The 19,273-nt window shown below is 58.8% G+C and carries 18 protein-coding genes; 11 read left to right on the top strand and 7 right to left on the bottom strand.

Features of this window, described 5'->3' with window-relative positions; all coding sequences use genetic code 11:
- Nucleotides 1-345: 345 nt before the first annotated feature.
- The gene (gene dnaA, locus ACX80B_RS05475) at nt 346-1,767 is read right to left on the bottom strand and encodes a chromosomal replication initiator protein DnaA (protein WP_459293888.1); all 1,422 of its coding nucleotides are present in this window, start codon (nt 1,765-1,767) and stop codon (nt 346-348) included.
- 440 nt (nt 1,768-2,207) lie between these two features.
- Between dnaA and rpmH the strand changes: the two genes are divergently transcribed.
- The 8 genes from rpmH (at nt 2,208) to ACX80B_RS05435 (ending at nt 7,793) form a co-directional block, all read left to right on the top strand.
- Nucleotides 2,208-2,345, top strand: coding sequence for a 50S ribosomal protein L34 (rpmH, locus tag ACX80B_RS05470; RefSeq protein ID WP_459293886.1), 138 nt, complete (start codon nt 2,208-2,210; stop codon nt 2,343-2,345).
- 54 nt (nt 2,346-2,399) lie between these two features.
- Nucleotides 2,400-2,786 (top strand): ribonuclease P protein component, encoded by a 387-nt coding sequence (gene rnpA, locus ACX80B_RS05465; RefSeq protein WP_459293884.1) that lies wholly within the window; start codon nt 2,400-2,402, stop codon nt 2,784-2,786.
- The gene (gene yidD / locus ACX80B_RS05460; RefSeq protein WP_459293883.1) at nt 2,783-3,145 is read left to right on the top strand and encodes a membrane protein insertion efficiency factor YidD; all 363 of its coding nucleotides are present in this window, start codon (nt 2,783-2,785) and stop codon (nt 3,143-3,145) included. Before rnpA ends, yidD begins: the two co-directional genes overlap by 4 nt.
- 15 nt (nt 3,146-3,160) lie before the next feature.
- Nucleotides 3,161-4,117 (top strand): membrane protein insertase YidC, encoded by a 957-nt coding sequence (yidC, locus tag ACX80B_RS05455; RefSeq protein WP_459293881.1) that lies wholly within the window; start codon nt 3,161-3,163, stop codon nt 4,115-4,117.
- Nucleotides 4,114-4,659 carry a Jag family protein gene (locus ACX80B_RS05450; protein ID WP_459293879.1) on the top strand — a complete coding sequence of 182 codons (546 nt, stop codon included), beginning with the start codon at nt 4,114-4,116 and terminating at the stop codon, nt 4,657-4,659. The genes yidC and ACX80B_RS05450 overlap by 4 nt, the downstream gene beginning before the upstream one ends.
- Before the next feature lie 60 nt (nt 4,660-4,719).
- Entirely contained in the window at nt 4,720-5,358 is a 639-nt protein-coding gene (rsmG, locus tag ACX80B_RS05445) for a 16S rRNA (guanine(527)-N(7))-methyltransferase RsmG (protein ID WP_459294300.1), read from the top strand.
- 106 nt (nt 5,359-5,464) lie between these two features.
- The gene (locus ACX80B_RS05440) at nt 5,465-6,655 is read left to right on the top strand and encodes a ParA family protein (RefSeq protein ID WP_459293877.1); all 1,191 of its coding nucleotides are present in this window, start codon (nt 5,465-5,467) and stop codon (nt 6,653-6,655) included.
- Nucleotides 6,656-6,752: 97 nt separating this feature from the next.
- Complete coding sequence (locus ACX80B_RS05435; protein WP_459293875.1) at nt 6,753-7,793, top strand: ParB/RepB/Spo0J family partition protein; 1,041 nt, start codon at nt 6,753-6,755, stop codon at nt 7,791-7,793.
- Nucleotides 7,794-9,789: 1,996 nt separating this feature from the next.
- On the opposite strand, the gene ACX80B_RS05430 is transcribed toward ACX80B_RS05435, so the two are convergent.
- From ACX80B_RS05430 to ACX80B_RS05405, 6 genes are all read right to left on the bottom strand, one after another.
- The gene (locus tag ACX80B_RS05430; protein WP_459293873.1) at nt 9,790-10,989 is read right to left on the bottom strand and encodes an N-acetylmuramoyl-L-alanine amidase; all 1,200 of its coding nucleotides are present in this window, start codon (nt 10,987-10,989) and stop codon (nt 9,790-9,792) included.
- Nucleotides 10,990-10,994: 5 nt separating this feature from the next.
- Nucleotides 10,995-11,321 (bottom strand): thioredoxin, encoded by a 327-nt coding sequence (gene trxA / locus ACX80B_RS05425; protein ID WP_459293871.1) that lies wholly within the window; start codon nt 11,319-11,321, stop codon nt 10,995-10,997.
- A gap of 30 nt (nt 11,322-11,351) precedes the next feature.
- Nucleotides 11,352-12,359: a thioredoxin-disulfide reductase gene (trxB, locus tag ACX80B_RS05420; RefSeq protein ID WP_459294298.1), complete on the bottom strand. Its 1,008-nt coding sequence runs from the start codon at nt 12,357-12,359 to the stop codon at nt 11,352-11,354.
- A 150-nt stretch (nt 12,360-12,509) separates the two neighbouring features.
- Nucleotides 12,510-14,078, bottom strand: coding sequence for an ABC transporter substrate-binding protein (locus ACX80B_RS05415; RefSeq protein ID WP_459293869.1), 1,569 nt, complete (start codon nt 14,076-14,078; stop codon nt 12,510-12,512).
- A gap of 123 nt (nt 14,079-14,201) precedes the next feature.
- Nucleotides 14,202-15,905 (bottom strand): murein biosynthesis integral membrane protein MurJ, encoded by a 1,704-nt coding sequence (gene murJ, locus ACX80B_RS05410; protein WP_459293867.1) that lies wholly within the window; start codon nt 15,903-15,905, stop codon nt 14,202-14,204.
- Nucleotides 15,906-15,914: 9 nt separating this feature from the next.
- Entirely contained in the window at nt 15,915-16,445 is a 531-nt protein-coding gene (locus ACX80B_RS05405; RefSeq protein ID WP_459293865.1) for an NUDIX hydrolase, read from the bottom strand.
- A 71-nt stretch (nt 16,446-16,516) separates the two neighbouring features.
- Between ACX80B_RS05405 and ACX80B_RS05400 the strand changes: the two genes are divergently transcribed.
- The 3 genes from ACX80B_RS05400 to ACX80B_RS05390 all read left to right on the top strand — a co-directional run bounded on the left by ACX80B_RS05400 (nt 16,517) and on the right by ACX80B_RS05390 (nt 19,250).
- The gene (locus ACX80B_RS05400; RefSeq protein ID WP_459293863.1) at nt 16,517-17,941 is read left to right on the top strand and encodes a CCA tRNA nucleotidyltransferase; all 1,425 of its coding nucleotides are present in this window, start codon (nt 16,517-16,519) and stop codon (nt 17,939-17,941) included.
- Between the two features lie 56 nt (nt 17,942-17,997).
- Nucleotides 17,998-18,579: a histidine phosphatase family protein gene (locus tag ACX80B_RS05395; protein WP_459294296.1), complete on the top strand. Its 582-nt coding sequence runs from the start codon at nt 17,998-18,000 to the stop codon at nt 18,577-18,579.
- A 359-nt stretch (nt 18,580-18,938) separates the two neighbouring features.
- Complete coding sequence (locus tag ACX80B_RS05390) at nt 18,939-19,250, top strand: hypothetical protein (RefSeq protein WP_459293861.1); 312 nt, start codon at nt 18,939-18,941, stop codon at nt 19,248-19,250.
- The last annotated feature ends 23 nt before the right edge of the window (nt 19,251-19,273 follow it).

The following is a 19,273-nucleotide window of genomic DNA, read 5'->3' as shown; positions in this document are numbered from 1 at the left end:
CCGAAGTTCTCCACCCTCACAGCGAAGCTCATGGGACGCTCTGACGGGAGGGGAAAGTGTTATTTGGAAGAATCCAAATGTTTAAGATTCGTAGTGTTAATAACCCCTGTTGAAACTGTGGATAACCTTATTCAGGACTGGTATGCCACTGATGTCGCCTGTGGATAGTTTGTGGGGCTGGCCGCAGCGGTTCTGTTGATCAATGTGGACAACTTACCCCGTCATTTCAGGGATCCACAGGAGCCCCGGTAGTTTTCCCCCGGAGGAGTGCACTTGTCCACGTAACTGTCCACAATGTTATCCACAGCTGTTAATTACTGCTGGATCCGGTGTTTTGCGAGGGCGTTAGCCTTCCCTTTGCTGATGTTTGATGGCGTTGGTCAGCTCGGTCACCTGGTTGTAGATAACCCGCCTCTCAGCCATGAGCTCCCGGATCTTACGGTCCGCATGGATCACCGTTGTGTGATCCCGTCCTCCCAGTTCCTGGCCGATTTTCGGAAGCGACATGTCGGTTAATTCGCGACACAGGTACATCGCAATCTGGCGCGCAGTAACGAGCGTCCTGGTGCGGGATTTGCTGCACAGTTCTTCCATGCTGAGTTTGAAGTATGCTGCAGTCTGCCCAAGAATCGTCGCCGATGTGATTTCACGCGCATCGTCACTGATCAGGTCTTTGAGCACGGCCTCGGCCAGCGAGACATCGACTTCCTGGCGATTCAGGCTGGCGAATGCCGTAACGCGGATTAGCGCGCCTTCAAGTTCACGGATATTGGTGGATATTTTTGACGCGATGTACTCGAGTACATCATCGGGAGCGGACAACCCCTCACCAGCGGCCTTTTTCCGGAGAATGGCGATGCGGGTCTCAAGCTCTGGAGGCTGGACGTCGGTCAGCAGTCCCCATTCAAATCGGGACCGCATGCGGTCCTCAAACCCGGACAGCTGTTTCGGAGGCTGGTCCGAAGTAATGACGACTTGTTTGTTGTGATTGTGCAAGGCGTTGAACGTATGGAAGAACTCCTCTTGAGTCGCTTCCTTCCCAGACAGGAACTGAATGTCGTCTATCAGCAGAATATCCACATTGCGGTAGATGGACTTGAAGCTCGTACCCTCGTCGTCGCGAATTGAGTTGATGAATTCGTTCGTGAATTCCTCCGAATTGACGTAACGCACACGAACGCCGCTGTACAGGTGCCTGGCATAGTGGCCTATCGCATGCAGCAGGTGTGTCTTGCCCAGACCGGACTCGCCGTAAATGAACAACGGGTTGTAGGCCTTGGCCGGAGCCTCGGCCACTGCTACCGCGGCGGCATGGGCAAAGCGGTTGGAGGAGCCAATCACGAATGAATCAAAAACATACTTTGGATTCAGCCGGCCAAATTCCTGTGGGTCGCTCGGCATCGACGGCTGGCCGGCGGCGTCGGCAGGGGCGGGGACAGGTGAGGGAGCCGGCATCGGACGGGGAGTGGGTTCCGGCTCCTCATCGTGAACCGGAGTGAGATCGGAGTCGATACTGAAGGCACACAGGATGTCTGCAACAAATACAGTGCGGAGTGCCTGATCCAACTGGTTTTTCAGCTGAGTCTGCATGACTTCACGCGTCAACTCGTTCGGTACGGCCAGAAGCAATGTTGTACCGATCAAGCCCAATGGCTGAGCCAGCACGACGAAGGCCCTGTGACGGGGGGTAACTCTGTCATCTTCCTTGAGTATCTGCACCACTTGGCGCCATGAACTCCCGACGTCATTCAATTCGTCAGTGCTCACGCGGACCCCTCTTGGATGATCGGAAGTTGGTTGGCGGCATCATCCACAGAGTTATACACAGCCGGTGGATAAATGATTCATTCGGCAAGCCTAAAGCAAGTGCCGGACAGAACATAGTTGGGATCGGCCTTGTGGAAAAATCACACAGGTGATGTTCTACAGGGTCAGGGAAGCATTGGACACGCCCCGGTTTTCCACAGAAAACGCCAGTCACCTAGTAGGCTGTTCCTGGGCCGCAGTTTGACGTGAGTTGGGCTTCTCGCCTAACGTAATGTAGTCCTTTGTGTCCGTTCATGGCACTTCCGCACGCCCAGGAACCGCTGTTGATAGCACGGTCAAGGGGGATGGAGATGAGCGAACACCCGAATACATAGCGCCAGCCTGTTCTTCCCCATTGTCGTATCGGGTAGGCGCATCCTTGATGTCTTGGAGTTACTACCGTGAGCAAGCGGACTTTTCAGCCGAATAACCGCCGTCGTGCCAAGAAGCACGGCTTCCGTCTTCGTATGCGTACCCGCGCCGGACGTGCCATTCTGTCGGCACGCCGCAACAAGGGCCGCACCGAACTGTCGGCCTAACCATAAACAGCATGTTGATGATGCTGCCTCAGCGGCAACGCAACTGATCCGGCGGTGTTGCCCGTCAGGAACAGACTGCGGACATCAGCAGAGTTTTCCACAACCGTACGTTCCGGGGCCCGTTATGGGCGCCGGAACTTAGTGCTATATGCCGTCCGGACTTCTCCGGCAGAGGCGACAAAAGCAGGTTTTATTGTCTCCAAGTCGGTAGGCAACGCCGTTACGCGTAATCTAGTAAAGAGACGGTTGCGGGAACTCGCCGCTGCGGACGTCCAGTCACATCCAACCGGGTTGGCGTTCGTAGTCCGCGCATTGGCGCCTGCCGCCGGGGCCTCTTGGCACGATTTGTCAAGAGACTATGGGAAGGCCAGGTCCGTTGTTTTCAAGCGGCTTGGCCGTGGTGACCGGGATATTGGTGCAGAGAAAGGACAGGGCGAATGAGAGCATCTGATGTTCTCCGTCGCCCGGGGCTCCGTATCCTCTGGACTCTTCCCCAGAGCGTCCTCATCGCCATCTTGAAACTGTACCGGCGGGTTGTATCTCCGCTCTATGGGCAGGTATGCCGGTTCTTCCCATCCTGCTCTGCCTACGCTCTGGAAGCCATCACGGTTCATGGAGCAGTCAAAGGCAGTTGGCTGGCTGCAAGGAGACTTGCCCGATGCCATCCATGGAATGGCGGTGGCGTCGATCATGTGCCAGGTGGGGGGAAGGTATGGAGCGATCCGGACAGGACCCCCGAGATAGTTGTGCTGAATCACCCCGAGATTCCGTCGGATGTACAGGGCCGTAACGCGGCCTGAGGAGCGTAGAAGATAATGTTCGAATTCTTTAACACCATCCTGTTGCCTTTCCGATGGTTTGTGTCGATCATCATGATCGGCTTCCACGAGGCGTTTACCTTCCTGGGGCTTGATCCGGCGTCGGGCTGGACCTGGACCCTGTCCATTATTGGCCTCGTGTTGGTGATCCGTGCTGCACTGATTCCTGTTTTCGTTAAGCAGATCAAGGCCCAGCGCGGGATGCAGGCGCTTCAGCCCGAGTTGCGGGCGCTGCAGAAGAAATACAAGGGAAAGACCGACCAGCTCTCCCGTCAGGCCATGACGCAGGAACAGATGGCCCTGTACAAGGAACACGGGACCAACCCGTTCTCGGCATGTCTTCCCATGCTTATCCAGATGCCGTTCTTCTTCTCCCTGTTCACTGTCTTGAATGGGATCTCTGATGCTGCTGAAGCCGGAGAAAAAGTCGGAGCGCTGAGCCCGGATCAGGTTCAGGAGTTCGACGCGGCGACCATCTTTGGCGCCCCACTATCGGCAACGCTGCTGCACGGCGGTGGAGGCGAGAGCCAGTGGACCGTTGTTGTCCTTTCCCTGGTGATGATCGTCGCGATGACCGCATCGCAATTCATCACCCAAAAGCAGATCATGTCGAAGAACATGTCCGAAGAGGCAATGGCCAGCCCCTTCATGCGGCAGCAGAAGATGATGCTGTACATCCTGCCGCTCGTGTTCGCAATTGGTGGCATAAACTTCCCAATCGGTGTTTTGGTCTATTGGACAACCACCAATATCTGGACCATGGCACAGCAGTTCTTCGTGATCCGCCGGATGCCGACGCCGGGATCGCCTGCCGCAAAGGCACTCGCCCAACGCAGGGCACGTAAGGGACTGCCCGTCGAGGACGCGAAGAAGGACGAAGCCGCTGTCGAGACGCCTGCGGCACCCCGCGGCCAGCGTCAACAACCTGCACGTAAAAATAGGAAGAGAAAATGACGACTGAGCGCATAGAAGAGACCACGGAAGAGAAGAACGACGGCGTTGCTCCTGAAGAGCCGACGGCGAGTCGTCTCGAAGAGGAGGGCGACGTAGCCGCTGATTACCTCGAGGAACTGCTCGATATTGCCGACATCGATGGGGACATCGACATCGAGATCCGCAATGGGCGTACGTACATATCCATAGTTTCGGATGACGACGAGAACGAAGGGCTTCAGCAGCTTGTAGGCCGGGATGGGGAGGTCCTGGAAGCACTTCAGGAGCTCACCCGGTTGTCAGTTCTCAGCGCGACAGAAAACAGGTCACGGCTTGTTCTCGACATCACGGATTACCGTGAGAAGCGCAGTGCCGTGCTCACAAAGCTTGCCGAGGATGCTGTCGCCAAGGTGAAGGAGAGCGGCGAAGAGTACGCGTTAGCGCCGATGAGCGCCTACGAACGCAAGATCGTACATGATGCCGTTGCGGACCTCGGGTACATTAGCGAATCTGAAGGTGAAGGCTCCAAGCGCCACATCGTAGTATCGATGGCCGACGACTAAGAACATTACCGATGTCCGGGTACCGGATTCAGCGCGATGCATGCTACAGAGCAAGGGTGTCTGGTGGAAATAACTGAGGCGGAGAGGCGTGCTTCCGAGATAGTCTTTGGCGACCGGCTTGGTTTGGCTGAACGATTCGTTAGGCATCTTTCCACCACTGGCATCGAACGCGGCCTTCTAGGGCCACGGGAAGTCCCCAAGTTGTGGAGTCGGCACGTCCTCAATTGTGCGGTCGTTGGGGAGCTCATTTCCGGCAAAGCGCACGTAGCAGATGTAGGCAGTGGTGCAGGACTTCCTGGCCTGGCCTTGGCGATCGCCCGCCGGGACCTGACAGTGACGCTGATCGAACCCCTCGAGCGGCGCGTACAATGGCTTGGCGAAGTTGTCACCGATCTTGAACTGTCCAACGTCACTGTACTCCGCGGTCGGGCTGAGCAAGTGATTGATTCAGTGAATGCTGATGTCGTAACTGCCCGGGCTGTCTCGGCGTTGTCAAAACTCGTTCAGCTGACTATTCCACTTCTTCACGGCCAAGGGGAAGTATTGGCTATCAAGGGTCGCAGTGCCGGTGAAGAGCTGGAGACCGCATCAAAGAGGATCCGCAAGCTCGGCGGGACTGAGACTTCAGTGGTAACGGCCGGCGCTAATCTGCTGGAGGATCCGACGACGGTGGTGCGGATCAGAGTGGGCCGGGCTTAGACCCGGTAGGTGCATCCTGTGCGGCAGGTCATTGCCGGGCGGTCCGTTCCGTACCGGTTACCCTTGAAGAAATGGCTGAATTCATCTCGAAAGTTAGCGAGTCCCAGTGAGCTTTAAAGATTCATCCAAGCGAATACCTCCACTCGGCTCCCTTGGTTCCGCGTTCTCGACCCAAATTGCGACCGGACAACCTGATTCGTTTGTTGACCCCGCAAATATTGGCATAGTTTCACGTGAAACGCCCTCCAGTACTGTGGCATCCAGGAATGGAAACTCTTCCCCGTCGCAGAGTGGTTCATCCGTTGCAGTTGCAGAGGCAGTCGGTAAGGCCCAATCCTCCCCTGTGTTGAACGCACGGCCGCAGGCCCCCAAAGATGGCGCCGACAAGGCTTCCCCCAACGTCATCGATAGCTTGGATGACAGCACGCCCCTTGCCAGGGAACTCGCGAGCGAGAATAAGCGCCGGGAAAAGCTGGCCGGACGGTCCCTTCCCCGACCTGACAAGACACGCGTCTTCACCGTCAGCAACCAAAAGGGGGGCGTCGGCAAGACTACAACCACGGTCAATATTGCTGCGGCTCTTGCAGGGGCGGGGCTGAACGTCCTTGTGGTCGATATAGATCCCCAGGGAAACGCATCGACTGCGTTGGGCGTAGATCACCACGCGGAAGTGACGAGCATCTATGACGTTCTCATCAATGATGTATCCATGTCGGAGGTAGTCAGCCCGTCAGCTGACATTCCCAGTTTGCTGTGTGCTCCGGCCACGATCCATTTAGCCGGAGCTGAAATAGAACTCGTATCGCTCGTTGCACGTGAACAGCGTCTGCGCCGGGCGCTCGATGTCTACGCCAAGGACAGGGAAAAGGCTGGTCAGGAAAGACTCGATTACGTATTTGTCGACTGTCCACCAAGCTTGGGTCTCTTGACGGTGAATGCTTTTGTGGCCGCCGGCGAAGTTCTGATACCTATCCAGTGCGAATACTACGCTCTGGAGGGTTTGAGCCAGTTGCTCAAAAATATCGAGATGATCCAAAAGCATTTGAACGCAGATCTGGTTGTTTCCACGATACTTTTGACCATGTATGACGGCCGCACAAATCTTGCTGCCCAAGTTGCATCCGAAGTACGTGAGCACTTTCCGGACCAGGTTCTAGGGGCTGTAGTTCCCCGTTCCGTGCGTATATCCGAAGCGCCTAGCTATCAGCAGACCGTTATGACATACGATCCGTCCTCCAGCGGTGCGCTGTCGTACTTGGAAGCGGCAACGGAAATCGCAGAACGCAAGACACCCTGAACAACCCGCCCGGTTCTCGTCGCTGAAACCCTTACACTGAGTAAGAATGTTTCACGTAGAACCGCCCCTTCTCGTGGGCGATAGGGAGGACAATTCCGTGGTTGAAAAACGCAGAGGACTCGGTAGAGGCCTGGGTGCCCTTATTCCGAGCGTTCCGCCCGAGCCCGGCGCAGAAGGCGAGACAGTCGAACAAAAGCCGGTAGCGCGGGCAGGCCGGCCGGTTGACGTCTTTTTCCCCGAATCTGCGCCATCGGCCCAGGAACAGCCTCCTGTAGAGCAGCGGCAAGGACAGGCCGAGGTTTCACGTGAAACGCTGGTTGAGGTGCCAGGGACCTCCTTTGCAGAAGTGCCTGTAGGTTCCATCCACCCCAATCGGAAGCAGCCGCGCAACGTTTTCGATGAAGACGACATGTCTGAATTGGTCCACTCCGTTCGGGAGATCGGAGTCCTGCAACCTATTGTCGTTCGTCCATCTTCTGAAGGTGGGGATTACGAGTACGAACTCGTCATGGGCGAGCGGCGTTGGCGCGCCACCAAGGAAGCAGGACTCGAGGCGATTCCTGCCATTATCCGGCACACGACCGATGATGATCTCCTTCGGGATGCTTTACTGGAGAACCTTCACCGCAGCGATTTGAATCCGCTGGAGGAGGCGGCTGCATATCAGCAGCTGCTAGATGACTTTGGATGTACCCACGATGAGCTGGCGGATCGCATCGGGAGATCCCGTCCTCAGGTTTCTAATATGCTCCGACTCATGAAGTTGCCCCCGTTGGTTCAGCGCAGGGTTGCCGCGGGTGTCCTTTCCGCCGGGCACGCACGGGCACTACTGAGTCTTACGGACGCCGCGGAGATGGAGAAGCTGGCGCAGAGAATCGTGTCGGAGGGTCTATCGGTCAGGGCCACTGAGGAGATCGTATCGATGAGTGATGGACTCAAGCGCCCAGTGCGAAGCAACAGGCCAGAAGCCGGGGCGCGGCACGAACGACTTGACTACCTGGCGACCTCCCTCTCCGATCGGCTCGATACCAGCGTCAAAATTACGTTGGGCGCGCGTAAGGGGAAGGTTGCGATCGAGTTTGCCAGCGTGGATGACCTAAACCGCATCATGAGCGTGCTGAACCCTAGCCCGAACTAGGATCTGCCGGGTTTGTTCTGGGGGGTCTGTTTCACGTGAAACAGACCCCCCAGCCGCGTCTGATCTGGTGGTGGCTGAATAGCACGAAGGAGTTTGCCACTATCGACGCAAATATTGTTGGAACCGTCGCTCAATTTTGACGACTTTCCTGGGTTAGGGAAAAAGGGGGCATACGCTCGTCCTCGCCATGTTCACTCCAAGTATTCTTGGTTCGACGCAGCCATTGCTATCAATTTGTCGTGGGATTCCTGATAGTCCTGCGACTTTCTCTGCGTCTCCGACGGCACCGTTGATTGTGGCGGCCGCTCGTAGCGGACAGGCGCCGGTGTCTAAGAGTGCAGCGCGATCTCTCGGCCGGCGTTGCGGATGTTCCACGTGAAACATGGAATGGAGGAAGCGGCCCGCCAAAGCATGCAACGTATTTCTGCGGGTTCCTTGCGGCACGCGATGTGATACTCCGAATGCTTCTATGCCCCCTTCTTTGTTGCTTCTGACAGCTCCGACCAGGAGCCAAGCGACGGGCACATTAGTTCGGGGCCGTGCACTGACCTCCTGTTGTTGCTAGGAAACGTTCAGCTAGTCTTTCCCTGGAAGGATGATGAGCAAAACGTCCGCAGTAAGGCCTTTTCTCAAGGCTGTTGACCCTGAACCTGACGTAGAGCGGGGTCACATCGGCGTTTCACGTGGAACAAGGACGCACTGCGCAACGGAGGTGCATCCCCCCGGAATCCTTCGATGTAAGCGCCCTAGACCCATAGCGTACCCTTAGTCAGGGCGCATCAGTCGGTATCTGTCGGCAGCTACGTCTAGTCCGAGTGAACTGTCTTTACTTCAAACGGGAAATATAGCTCAGTGGTATCCGGGAACAGCGTAGCGCGGACGACTCCGGTGGGGGCTGGTCACAGGTTGCGCGCCACCAGGGAGTGGCCCGTTGTTTACCCCAAGCGTCGTTATAACTATGCGTCAATGAATAGATTTCTATAGGGCACGGGCGCGTATTTTCTATGGTCCGTTACAGATCCGAGTTTGGATATACATATGCTGACGGCATCTGGATCTCTGGGGCGGCGCTTCTTCTAGGTAGGTAACCATCGGTACATTCAAGACGCCGGATGTTCCACGTGAAATCTGCCTGGCCCCGGTCCGAAGGCTTTCAGATGTTCCACGCGGAGCCCGCCGAAGTCGTAAAGTGTGGTCCGCACACGGTCGCTGGCAAGCCGAGGTTCCCAGTCTGATGAGGCGGATCCAGACGTTAGCCTCGGAGCCCATGGGCGGGGCCGGGCGACCCGATGAACACCGCCCGCGGTCCGGAGGTGGACGGTCGCTTGGCGGTAGCGGCTGCGAGGGCATTCTGGGCCAACGTTTCACGTGGAACAGTTCCACCGGCCCGAGATGAGACCGACCGGGAGTCACAAAAATCGGTATAGCTCTGGGAACATTCCCTCCTCCCGGCGAGGGAGGCAGGACCTAGGCCGGGTTGTAGGTCTCTGCCGTCGTGCAAAGCTGCACGCGGTGCACTGCGTATAGGCACGCCCCGTCGCCCTGAGAGCAGGGCTATAGAACCCAGAATGTCACTGCGCGAGAGACTTATCTCGGTAAAGTCCACCGTATTCGGCAGATGTCGCTGCGTCATGTGGGGTGCTTTACAACTTCTCCCTGTCTTCCCGCTGCTTTCGGTCTGAGTTGGTGTTCTCTGTTCGGAACTCTGGGAGAAGTTTGGTGATCCTGCGCCGGCAGGTGTTTCGTGTAAGCTATGGCCGCGCAGGATAGGCTTCCGGAGGACTGGTTCCACGTGAAACATAACGTCGAATCGGCGCACATGGCAGTATGAACGTTCCCATGCTGACGGGGCAGCACGGAATCCGATCTTTTATTGGACTGTTGTGTCTACGTGGAACAGCGGATCGCCAGGATTGGGTTGGGTTTCTCCCCAGATTTGTACGTACTCAGATCCGATAAACCATTATTGGTTGCGGAACGTGCAGACCTCGAAGTTCTACGGTTCACGTTCGGCAACGACGTCATTGAAGCGTCCCACGTCGTCTACACCGAGACTCCCCGTCGGATGGTCGTCTTCTTCGACAAGGTAGAGCCGTTGGATGCCGATTACGATAGCGTCGGCCAGTACCTGGCGGAAGACCGGGGTGGCCAGTTTGGCTGCGTCGTCGTCGTTGCTCAAGTATCCCAGCTCGAGTTGTACCGATGGGATCCTACTGGAGCGCAACGTCTCCCAGGAGCGGGGATGGACACCGAGGTCGACCATTCCTGTGCGCGCTACCACTTCTCTTTGCAGGAGATGGGCGACGCGCTCCCCGATTGGGGACCGTGTCTCGTTGCTTTCGGGTAGTCCCCAATAAAAAGCGGATACCCCGCTGGCAACTGGGTTCGACAACCAATCGCAATGCAATGTGATCGCCAGACTCGCACCGCTGTCGCGAACTGATTCGATCCGCTCGCGTGGTGTCCGATACTGGTCCTCGACGCGGGTGGAAACGACTCTCGCACCGAATCGATCGAGAATGGAGGAAACACGTTGCCCTATATCTGAGGTGATGTGGCTTTCGGCCAAGCGTTCTTGATTCAAGGAGTCCACTGGGAGACCGCCCTCAGGTGCTGGATCAAGAACTATGACCCGCCCCGAAAGCGCCGCGCTCGCCTGATTTAGCCGTTCGTAATCACGAAGTGAAAAGGCCTTGCTCGCGCTGATAGACCGGTTGATCCGGGCGAGAGCGGAAATCGTGGCGCCGGTGCAGGAACCGGTGGCTTCAAGCCCGACATTACGTTGCAGCTCCTCGACCGCGGCTTGAGTCGGCGGACCGAACTCTCCGTCGATATGGCCGTAGAAGAAACCTAAATGCGAGAGCTGGCGCTGCAATTCAGTAACATCGTCCCCACGGGTGGGAGCGTTTCCGGGTCCGTTGTACCCAATGGTTCTGTCTCCCAGCTTGAATTGGGCTTCACTAAGGGAATGGTCTGTCTCTTCACCAACAATGCCGTCGACGATCAGCCCCCTGCTCTGCTGGAAGGCACGTACTGCAGCGTCGACATGGTCGTCGAAGAATGAGGGATTGTTTACATCGGCTGGATCGAGATACGACACGGAAACGCCAGCGCGCAGCAACCTCCGACGGAGAGTGACTACGCGCTGGCTGATGTCGCTTCGTTGCAGGTTGGTTCCTGCCTGCGCCGCGTTCACGTTAATTACTTGAGGAACTCTGCAAATTCCTGCTCAAAGTACTGCTTCGGCCTGGCACCAATCGCCGTTGCCGCGACTTCGCCGTCCTTGAAGACATAAACGGCCGGAATTGAGGTGATTCCGTATTTTGCGGCGATTCCGGGACTGTCGTCCACGTTAAGCTTGACCACATCGATCTTTTCCGAATGCTCAGCGGCAATCTCGTCGAGAATCGGCGAAAGCTTCCGGCATGGTCCGCACCATTCGGCCCAGAAATCGACAATGACCGGCTTGCCGGCGTCGAGAACATCTGCCTGGAATGTCTCGTCAGTTACATCTTTTGCGTTGCTCATATTTTTCTCAATTCTTGGTGATGGGGTCTACTAGACCGTTGCTGCTTCTTCCACAGGAACCGTCTGCGCGGGAACGCCGCCTGGACGCGCCGCCAAGTAGTGCTCGACGTCGATAGCGGCAACACAGCCCGAACCGGATGCTGTGATGGCCTGGCGGTAGGTCGGGTCAATAACGTCCCCGGCGGCGAAAACGCCAGGAAGCGACGTCTTCGAGCTGCGGCCCTGGACGGCAATGGTTCCCTCTGGCGTCAGTTCGAGCTGGTCCTTGACGAGGTCCACGCGCGGGTCATTGCCGATGGCGACAAATACACCGGTGACAGCCAGAACGCTTTCTTCGCCGGTAAGGTTGTTCTTCAGTCGCAAGCCTGAAGCCTTTGCGTCACCGTCGATACCGGTGACGCCGGCATTCCAGACGAAGTTGATTTTTGGATTATCGAACGCCCGGTCCTGCATGATCTTTGAGGCGCGGAGGCTGTCGCGGCGGTGAACCACAGTCACGGAGCTGGCAAATTTGGTCAGGAACAGAGCCTCCTCCATGGCGGAATCTCCACCACCGACGACGGCAATGTCCTGGTCTTTGAAGAAGAAACCGTCGCAGGTTGCACACCAGCTGACACCATGGCCCGAGAGCCGCTTTTCGTCCGCAAGTCCAAGTTCGCGGTAGGCCGAACCTGTGGAGATGATGATGGCCCGGGCCAGATAAGTCTCACCGGTAGCGATAGTGACCGATTTGATGTCACCTTTCAGCTCGAGCCTCGTTACGTCCTCGAATTCGATCCGGGTTCCAAAACGCGCTGCCTGCTTCTCGAACTGTTCCATCAGGTCAGGTCCCATAACACCCTCGGGGAACCCGGGATAGTTCTCCACGTCAGTGGTGTTCATGAGCTCACCGCCGGCCTCTACGGAGCTGGCGAACATCAATGGCTTCAGCGCCGCGCGTGCGGTGTATACGGCGGCGGTGTATCCAGCGGGTCCGGAGCCAACGATAATCACGTCGTGGATGTCGCTGCCGGACCCGTCTTCTGCGAATGCGGACATATCTGTATCAGTGCTCACTGGCAGTGAACCTCTTCCTTGGTAGTGCGCGGCGCCGGAGACTTTGTCTGAAGGGCTCCCGCCCGCCGCCTGTTGCCTCTGACGATCACAACTTATTCTGAACTGTGGATATTCCGGCCGGTCCACGATGCCTCAGCTGATATTGATTTCGGCGAGTTTGATCCCCCACGGGAACGGGCCGTTGCTGTTGGCGAGCTGTGGGAGTTCCGTGAAGTTGATGATCACGTACTGAGCGGTCCGGGGCTCGCCGTTCGACTCTGGAATCGGGAGGGTGATGCTGGGAGCGGTAAAGCTGCCCTGCGCCACCTGCTGGGCCCCTTCAAGGGTTGGCTCATCATTCACAAGGACCTCGAAACTGCCGCCCGAGCCGTTGAGTTGCTCAAGTTGGACCTGAGTAATCGTTGACTGCTCCTGCAGTCCGACGACGAGGGCCAGGTTCGATGCGAACCCTCCGAAGGTGTCGTTCGCGTACAACAGACTGTTCCAGGATGTAGCGGGATTGTCGTCGATCGTCTGCGGCAATGCGCCGTCGTTCACTGCGTCGAGGTCGGGCGCGTCGGGTACCAGACGGGTCACGCTCTGGGCCACGGGCTGGACTCCTGCGTTGGCGGATTCAGATGGGGTTGGTGAGGCCGATGGGGATTCTTCCGGGCTGGCGGAGTTGGAAGAGCCGGAAGTATCCTCCGGCTGGCTTTCCGGGGCACTGGCCTCTTGGCCGGCTCCGCTGGGGTCGGAGGCGGTGGGCTGGAACATTGAACCGAGTTGTCCAACGGCCAGGACGACGGCGGCAATCAGCAATACCGCCAGCACACCCCCGACGAGCCAACGGGTAAAGCGGGGACTCTTCTTCCGGTCGGCTTCGTCGTCGTAGTCCGGCAGGACTCCGCCGGTTCCCCTGGCCGCAGCGGGGAAGTGCGACGCGGCCCGTCCCGAAGCCGCTCCCGCTCCGGCCGCCGCGGCACCATAACCAGGGCGGGGGGTGTCCCGCGGGCCCCGGCGCGGCTCCTCGTCGACATGCCCGTAGTCGTTATCGTCCCAAAGCGTTACCTTTGGCTTTTGTGTCGTTGGCGGTGGTGTTTCCCGATGCTGTTGGGTGGCTCCGGACGCTGCACCTGCTGCGGCGGCCGCGGAAGCCGCCGTCGCAGCAGTTTGGGCGGAATCATTGTCTCCGCCCTCCGGCCGTCTCCCGGCACTGCGCGGCGGCGCGCTTGGTGGAGGTGGAACTATCGGCCGGTTGGTTCTGGCCGGCGGCGTCTGGACGGTCGGCCGCGGCTCATCTTCATACCGGACATGCTGGTAGCGGTCGTCGTAATTTTCCGGTTCCGTGGGACGCGCCTGGCCGAAAATCTCCGTGCCGAGGGTATCTGTGAAAAAGGGTTCAACGTAGGGAGGATTGGCCGCGACCACCAGGTCGAGCAGATCCGCAGCCGACGTGTGGTTCGTGACCAAATAGGTTCGGCCATCAGTTAGGCCGAGGTCCAGGACCTGGACATTGCCCGGGCGTTCACCGGTGGCGATTTCCCTCGCGCTGGTGGCTACTTGTTCTGCATTTTCCGGTCCTGCTACCAGGATGCTGACGCTGCGGTTAAGGACCTGGTCCACCCCATCGAGAACCAGATCCCCTTCTGCAGACGCGGTCACCTCACCGGTGACCTTGTAGCGACCGCCCAATACGGAGCCGACGTCAACGCGTTGTGGCACGGTTACCTCCCAACTAGGCTGTGCTAATTCATTTTGGACACGATCGAATCATTAAGTTGTACAGATCTTACCTTCCGCGACCTGACTAAAGCCTGTCAGCACCGCGGACGCCAATCCAAAACGTCATGCTCCTTGATGCCGCGCCCCGCGCCCGCGGCCCAGCTTTTCCAGCACCGGTTCGAGAAATTCCTTCAGCTCGTCGACCCGGAAGAGTTTCAGCAACAGCAGGTACACGGCAGCCATCGCGGTTCCGCCAATGACCACGACAAGCATGGCCGACAGGATGGAATCCCAGACAAATCCGGCGGGGCTATAGCCGCCAAACAGCCAAACGACGACGACGCCGGCAGCGCCGGAGCCGAGCGCCGCGCACGCTATCCGCAGGTGGGCAACAACGATGCGGCCGCCGTCGTAATTGCCCAACCGTTTCTTGAGGAACCGGTGCGTTATGGCGACTGCCACGATAGTACCGAGCGTGTAACTGGTGGCAAGGGCGAAGATGACCCATTGAGGCGGGAACATGGCGGCACCGACCGCGAGGCCGATTCCGATCGCGGTGAGGATGAGCTGGATGATGAAGGGAGTCCGGGCGTCCTCGAAGGAATAGAAAACGCGGTTCATCATGAAGTTGGCGCTGAAAAAGGGCAGGCCGAGGGCGAGTAATGACAGGACGATGCCGACCAACGCGCCCGCCGGTGCGGAACCGCCACTGAAGAGCATGCCCAACGGTCCGGCCAGCACCAGCAAGGCCACAGCGCCGAAAACTGTCGCGACTCCGACCGTCCGGAGGCCCCGGGAGAGGATGTGGCGCATCGCGTCGTCGTCGTTATTGCTGGCGGCGTGGGACATCCTGTTGAAAAGCACTGTCGCCACCGACAACACCACGATCGAGTGCGGCAGCAGGTAGACCATGGTTGCCGCGGTGAGCGTGTACGGTCCGGCGACTGCCCCTTCGAGCTGGTCGCGGGAGCCCGTGGCGATCGTTCCGATCTTGGTATAAATCAGGAAGGCGCCGTTACCGACAATCATCGTTCCGAGCGTCCAGATGGCGAGTTTTGCCGCCCGTCCCAGACCGATCCCGCGCCAGCCGAACAGCGGACGCAGGCCCAGCCGGAGCTTCTTCACCGGCCAGATCAGTACCAGCGACTGCACGGCTATTCCCAGCGTTGCCGTGCCTGCGACCAGCAGGGTCTGCGCGGTGCTCCAGTTTTCCACGGTGTGCGCAACGGCCTGGCCCTGCTGCATTTCCTGGGCCCCCATCAGCGCGAGGAACATCAGCAGGCCGCCGATCGCCACGACGTTATTGACCACCGGCGCCCACATATAAGGACCGAATGACCCGTAGGAATTGAGGATCTGCCCCAGCGCCGCGTACAGGCCGTAGAAGAAAATCTGCGGCAGGCACCACAAGGCGAAGGTAATCCCCAAAGCGGTCTGGGCGGCGTCGAAATCGGTGGTCAGCAGCGGAATGATCCAGCTTGCGGAGAGCGTGATGACGGCGGCCAGGCCCAGCATGACCAGGACCATCAGGGTCAGCAGCCGGCTTACATAGTCCGCGCCACGGTCCTCCCGCTTGCTGGCACGGATGATCTGCGGCACCAGGACGGCGTTGAAAACCCCGCCGGCGACTGCAAGGTAGATGATGTTCGGGATCTGGTTGGCGACGTCGAAAATGTCGGCCACACCGGTGGCGGTGCCCAGCGCGATGGCCAGCAGCATGGTCTTGAGGAACCCGAGCCCGCGGGAGACGACCGTTCCGGCCGCCATGATGATGCTGGAGCGTGCAGCGTTGGGCGCGGGCCGGTCAGTGGAGGTTGCAGCAGTCATCCGGCAGTTCTAGACATGCTGTGGGAGCACTTCGCGGGCCAGATCGGCAATTCGGCGTTCATTCGGGAACGACAGCCGCTTGGCGAGGTCCGCGATTCCGACCCACGCGACGTCGACGGCTTCATGGTCTGGATCGTTCTCGATGGTGAGCTCACCGCCGGTGGCCCTAAGCAGGAAATGGTGGACCGTCTTGTGGACGCGGTGTCCGGAAACGGTGAACCAGTAGTCAATGCTGCCCAGCGGCGCGAGGACATGGCCGGCAATCCCGGTCTCCTCCTCGATTTCCCGGACGGCGGCTTCCTCGTTGGATTCCTTGTTCTCCGGATGGCCCTTGGGAAGACACCATTCAAGCCGGCCGCCACGGTTCAGCCGGGCAATAATGGCCACCCGCTGCAGGTTATCGGCGGTATCGACGACGACGCCACCTGCCGAAACCTCTTCAACGGTGGGCAGACCAGTATGCGCCGGAGGCATGGAACCGGATCCCATTGACACCGTCAATGGGGTCCGCTTCGGTGCTCTCGGGACTGGGTGCGCCATGCAGACCACTCTAACGATTTTTAGACCCGGTGATGAACGGCACGTGAAAGTCTGGCAGGATTTAAGCCACTATGGTGAAGCTCTTTGATCCCTCGACGCTCGATCCCATTGTTCTGGAGCTCGGAGAGCTGTTCGCCGGTGCCGGACATGAACTCTCCCTGGTTGGCGGGCCGGTCCGTGATCTCTTTCTCGGGCGTGTTTCGCCGGACCTGGATTTCACCTCCGACGCCACGCCGGACGAGATAATCGCCGTCGTACGCAAATGGGCCGACACCTACTGGGAGATTGGCCGCGACTTCGGCACCATCGGCCTGCGCCGGAAGGGACTGACCCTTGAGGTCACGACCTACCGCGCGGATGCCTATGACGCTGACTCCCGCAAGCCCGAGGTTGTCTTCGGCGCGTCGCTGGAGGATGACCTGTTGCGCCGGGACTTCACTATCAACGCGATGGCGCTGCGGCTGCCGTCGATGGAGCTGGTGGATCCATATGGCGGCGTGAAGGATCTGCATGCCGGTGTCCTGCGCACCCCCGGGCCGCCGTCGACGTCGTTCTCCGATGATCCGTTGCGGATGATGCGGGCCGCGCGTTTCGCCGCCCAGTTGAAGGTCCAGGTGGCGCCGGAAGTTTCGCAGGCGATGACCGGCATGGCCGAACGGATTAAGATTATTTCCGCCGAGCGGGTCCGGGACGAGCTGATCAAGCTGATCTGCGGCGCCGATCCGCGGGCCGGGGTGGACCTGCTGGTGGAGACCGGGCTGGCCGGATTCGTGCTGCCCGAAGTGCCGGCACTGAAGCTGGAAGTCGACGAGCACCACCGGCACAAGGACGTCTACCAGCACTCGCTGACGGTGCTGGAGCAAGCGGCGGAGCTGGAAACCGGCGACGACGGCGCGGTGCCCGGCCCCGACTTCATCCTGCGGTTTGCAGCATTAATGCACGACGTCGGCAAGCCGGCAACGCGGCGCTTCGAACCTTCCGGCGGGGTCAGTTTCAGGCATCACGAAGTTGTCGGAGCGAAGCTCACCAACAAACGGATGAAGGCGCTTCGGTTCGACAACGACAGCATTAAGGCGGTTGCGCGCCTGGTGGAACTGCATATGCGGTTCTACGGCTACGGCGAGGCAGGCTGGACCGATTCGGCCGTGCGGCGCTACATCACGGACGCCGGTCCGGTGCTGGAACGGCTGCACCGGCTGACCCGTTCGGATGTGACCACCCGTAATAAACGGAAAGCCGACCGGTTGGCTTTCGCCTATGACGATCTCGAAGCCCGGATCGGAAAGCTTCAGGAAGAGGAAGAGCTGCAGGCCGTCCGCCCTGACCTCAATGGTGAACAGATCATGGGGCTGCTGGGGATTAAGCCGGGACCCGTCGTCGGGCGGGCCTACAAATTCCTGCTCAATGAGCGGATGGAACATGGTCCCTTGGAAGCGTCCGAGGCCGAGCGTAAGCTTCGAGCATGGTGGGCCGAGCAGCCTGAATCCGCGGAATAAAGCCGCATCTGCATCTAAACGAGTGGAGGAAGCCTGTGACCAGCCCGATCAGCGACGTGACGAACCACAAGTCGGACAGAACGCGGCTGTGGCTGCTGCGTCATGGCGAGACGGAGTGGTCGCGGGACGGGCAGCACACTGGGTTGACCGACGTGCCGCTGACTCCTGAGGGGGAAACACTCGCCGGGGAAATAAAGCCGCGGCTGGCTGAAATCTCCTTCGGACTGGTGCTCACCTCGCCCCTCCGCCGCGCCCAGCACACCGCCGGGCTGGCCGGATTTCCCGACGCGGAGGTGGAACCTAGGGCCGTCGAATGGGATTACGGCGATTATGAAGGCCTGAAGACCGACGAAATCCGCCAGACGTCACCGGACTGGTCCATCTGGAGCGACGGTGCACCGAACGGCGAATCCGCCCGGCAGGTTGCGGATCGGGCCGATGCCGTGATTGAACGGGCGCAATCCTCGGGTGTGGAAAGCGTCCTGCTGGTCGCGCACAGCCACTTTCTGCGGCTGCTGACCGCCAGGTGGATTGGACTGCCGCCGGAGGCAGGGCATCACTTCATTATTGGCACGGGCAAGGTCTGTACTCTCGGCTGGGATCGGGAAACGCCTGCCGTATTGGCCTGGAGTGTGTAGGTGCCGGTCTTGAAGATGTTGGCGTGGAAAGTTTTTTAAAAAGTTTCCGCTTTCTGCTGGGAAAACATTACGTACTGCTGTACCGTTATTTTTGTGCGATTGGGAAGGTTCAATCTCGCACATTGTTTCTATTAGCGTTTCGGTATGAAAAGGAGGTGGGGAATGTGAATAATTTTAAGATTTGCCACATGGGCGTCTTTACGCCGTATGCAGCCATGTCTGCTGCCAGCCCCGCCTCCGCAATTTTCCCGCGCTAATTCTTTGCTCAGTCCGGTAATTCGCCCGACAGCACAAGTTTAAGTAATTCCGGCGCATTTCTGCGCGGAGGCCTCAAATCAAAAACTTCTTGAGGAATCCCAGTGCGCACTCTTACATCTTCGCTACCCGGCCCGACGTCCGCCGTCGACAATGCCCCGACGGCCAAACCGGCCTCAGAACTCATATTCTCCGCCCCTGCCGTCATCCAGCGTGAGCCGGTTGTCGACGTCGACGGCGTTGATGACACATCAGAACCACCTGGAAAGGAGGTGATCACCGTGGGAAAGAAAATCCGCGACAGCGTTTCCAACTGGAAGCGAATACGCAGCCAGGACCCGAGCCGAGGGCTGCCGAACGCGCAGGACGTCTCAGCGCGCCACATCTCGCCGCAGCACATCATGTACATCAAGTAAATATGCCGCCCAGATGGGGCACC

This window comes from Arthrobacter monumenti (assembly GCF_054511255.1).
The sequence above is the reverse complement of the archived record's forward strand: the minus strand, read 5'-3'. Positions and strand labels throughout refer to the sequence as shown.

Bases quoted from the DNA above. Each gene is read 5' to 3' on its own strand.
- ACX80B_RS05450 (WP_459293879.1), top strand. From the start codon at position 4,114: ATGACGACTGAGCGCATAGAAGAGACCACGGAAGAGAAGAACGACGGC.
- ACX80B_RS05405 (WP_459293865.1), bottom strand. From the start codon at position 16,445: ATGGCGCACCCAGTCCCGAGAGCACCGAAGCGGACCCCATTGACGGTG.
- yidC (WP_459293881.1), top strand. From the start codon at position 3,161: ATGTTCGAATTCTTTAACACCATCCTGTTGCCTTTCCGATGGTTTGTG.
- murJ (WP_459293867.1), bottom strand. From the start codon at position 15,905: ATGACTGCTGCAACCTCCACTGACCGGCCCGCGCCCAACGCTGCACGC.
- ACX80B_RS05400 (WP_459293863.1), top strand. From the start codon at position 16,517: ATGGTGAAGCTCTTTGATCCCTCGACGCTCGATCCCATTGTTCTGGAG.
- yidD (WP_459293883.1), top strand. From the start codon at position 2,783: ATGAGAGCATCTGATGTTCTCCGTCGCCCGGGGCTCCGTATCCTCTGG.
- trxA (WP_459293871.1), bottom strand. From the start codon at position 11,321: ATGAGCAACGCAAAAGATGTAACTGACGAGACATTCCAGGCAGATGTT.
- trxB (WP_459294298.1), bottom strand. From the start codon at position 12,359: ATGTCCGCATTCGCAGAAGACGGGTCCGGCAGCGACATCCACGACGTG.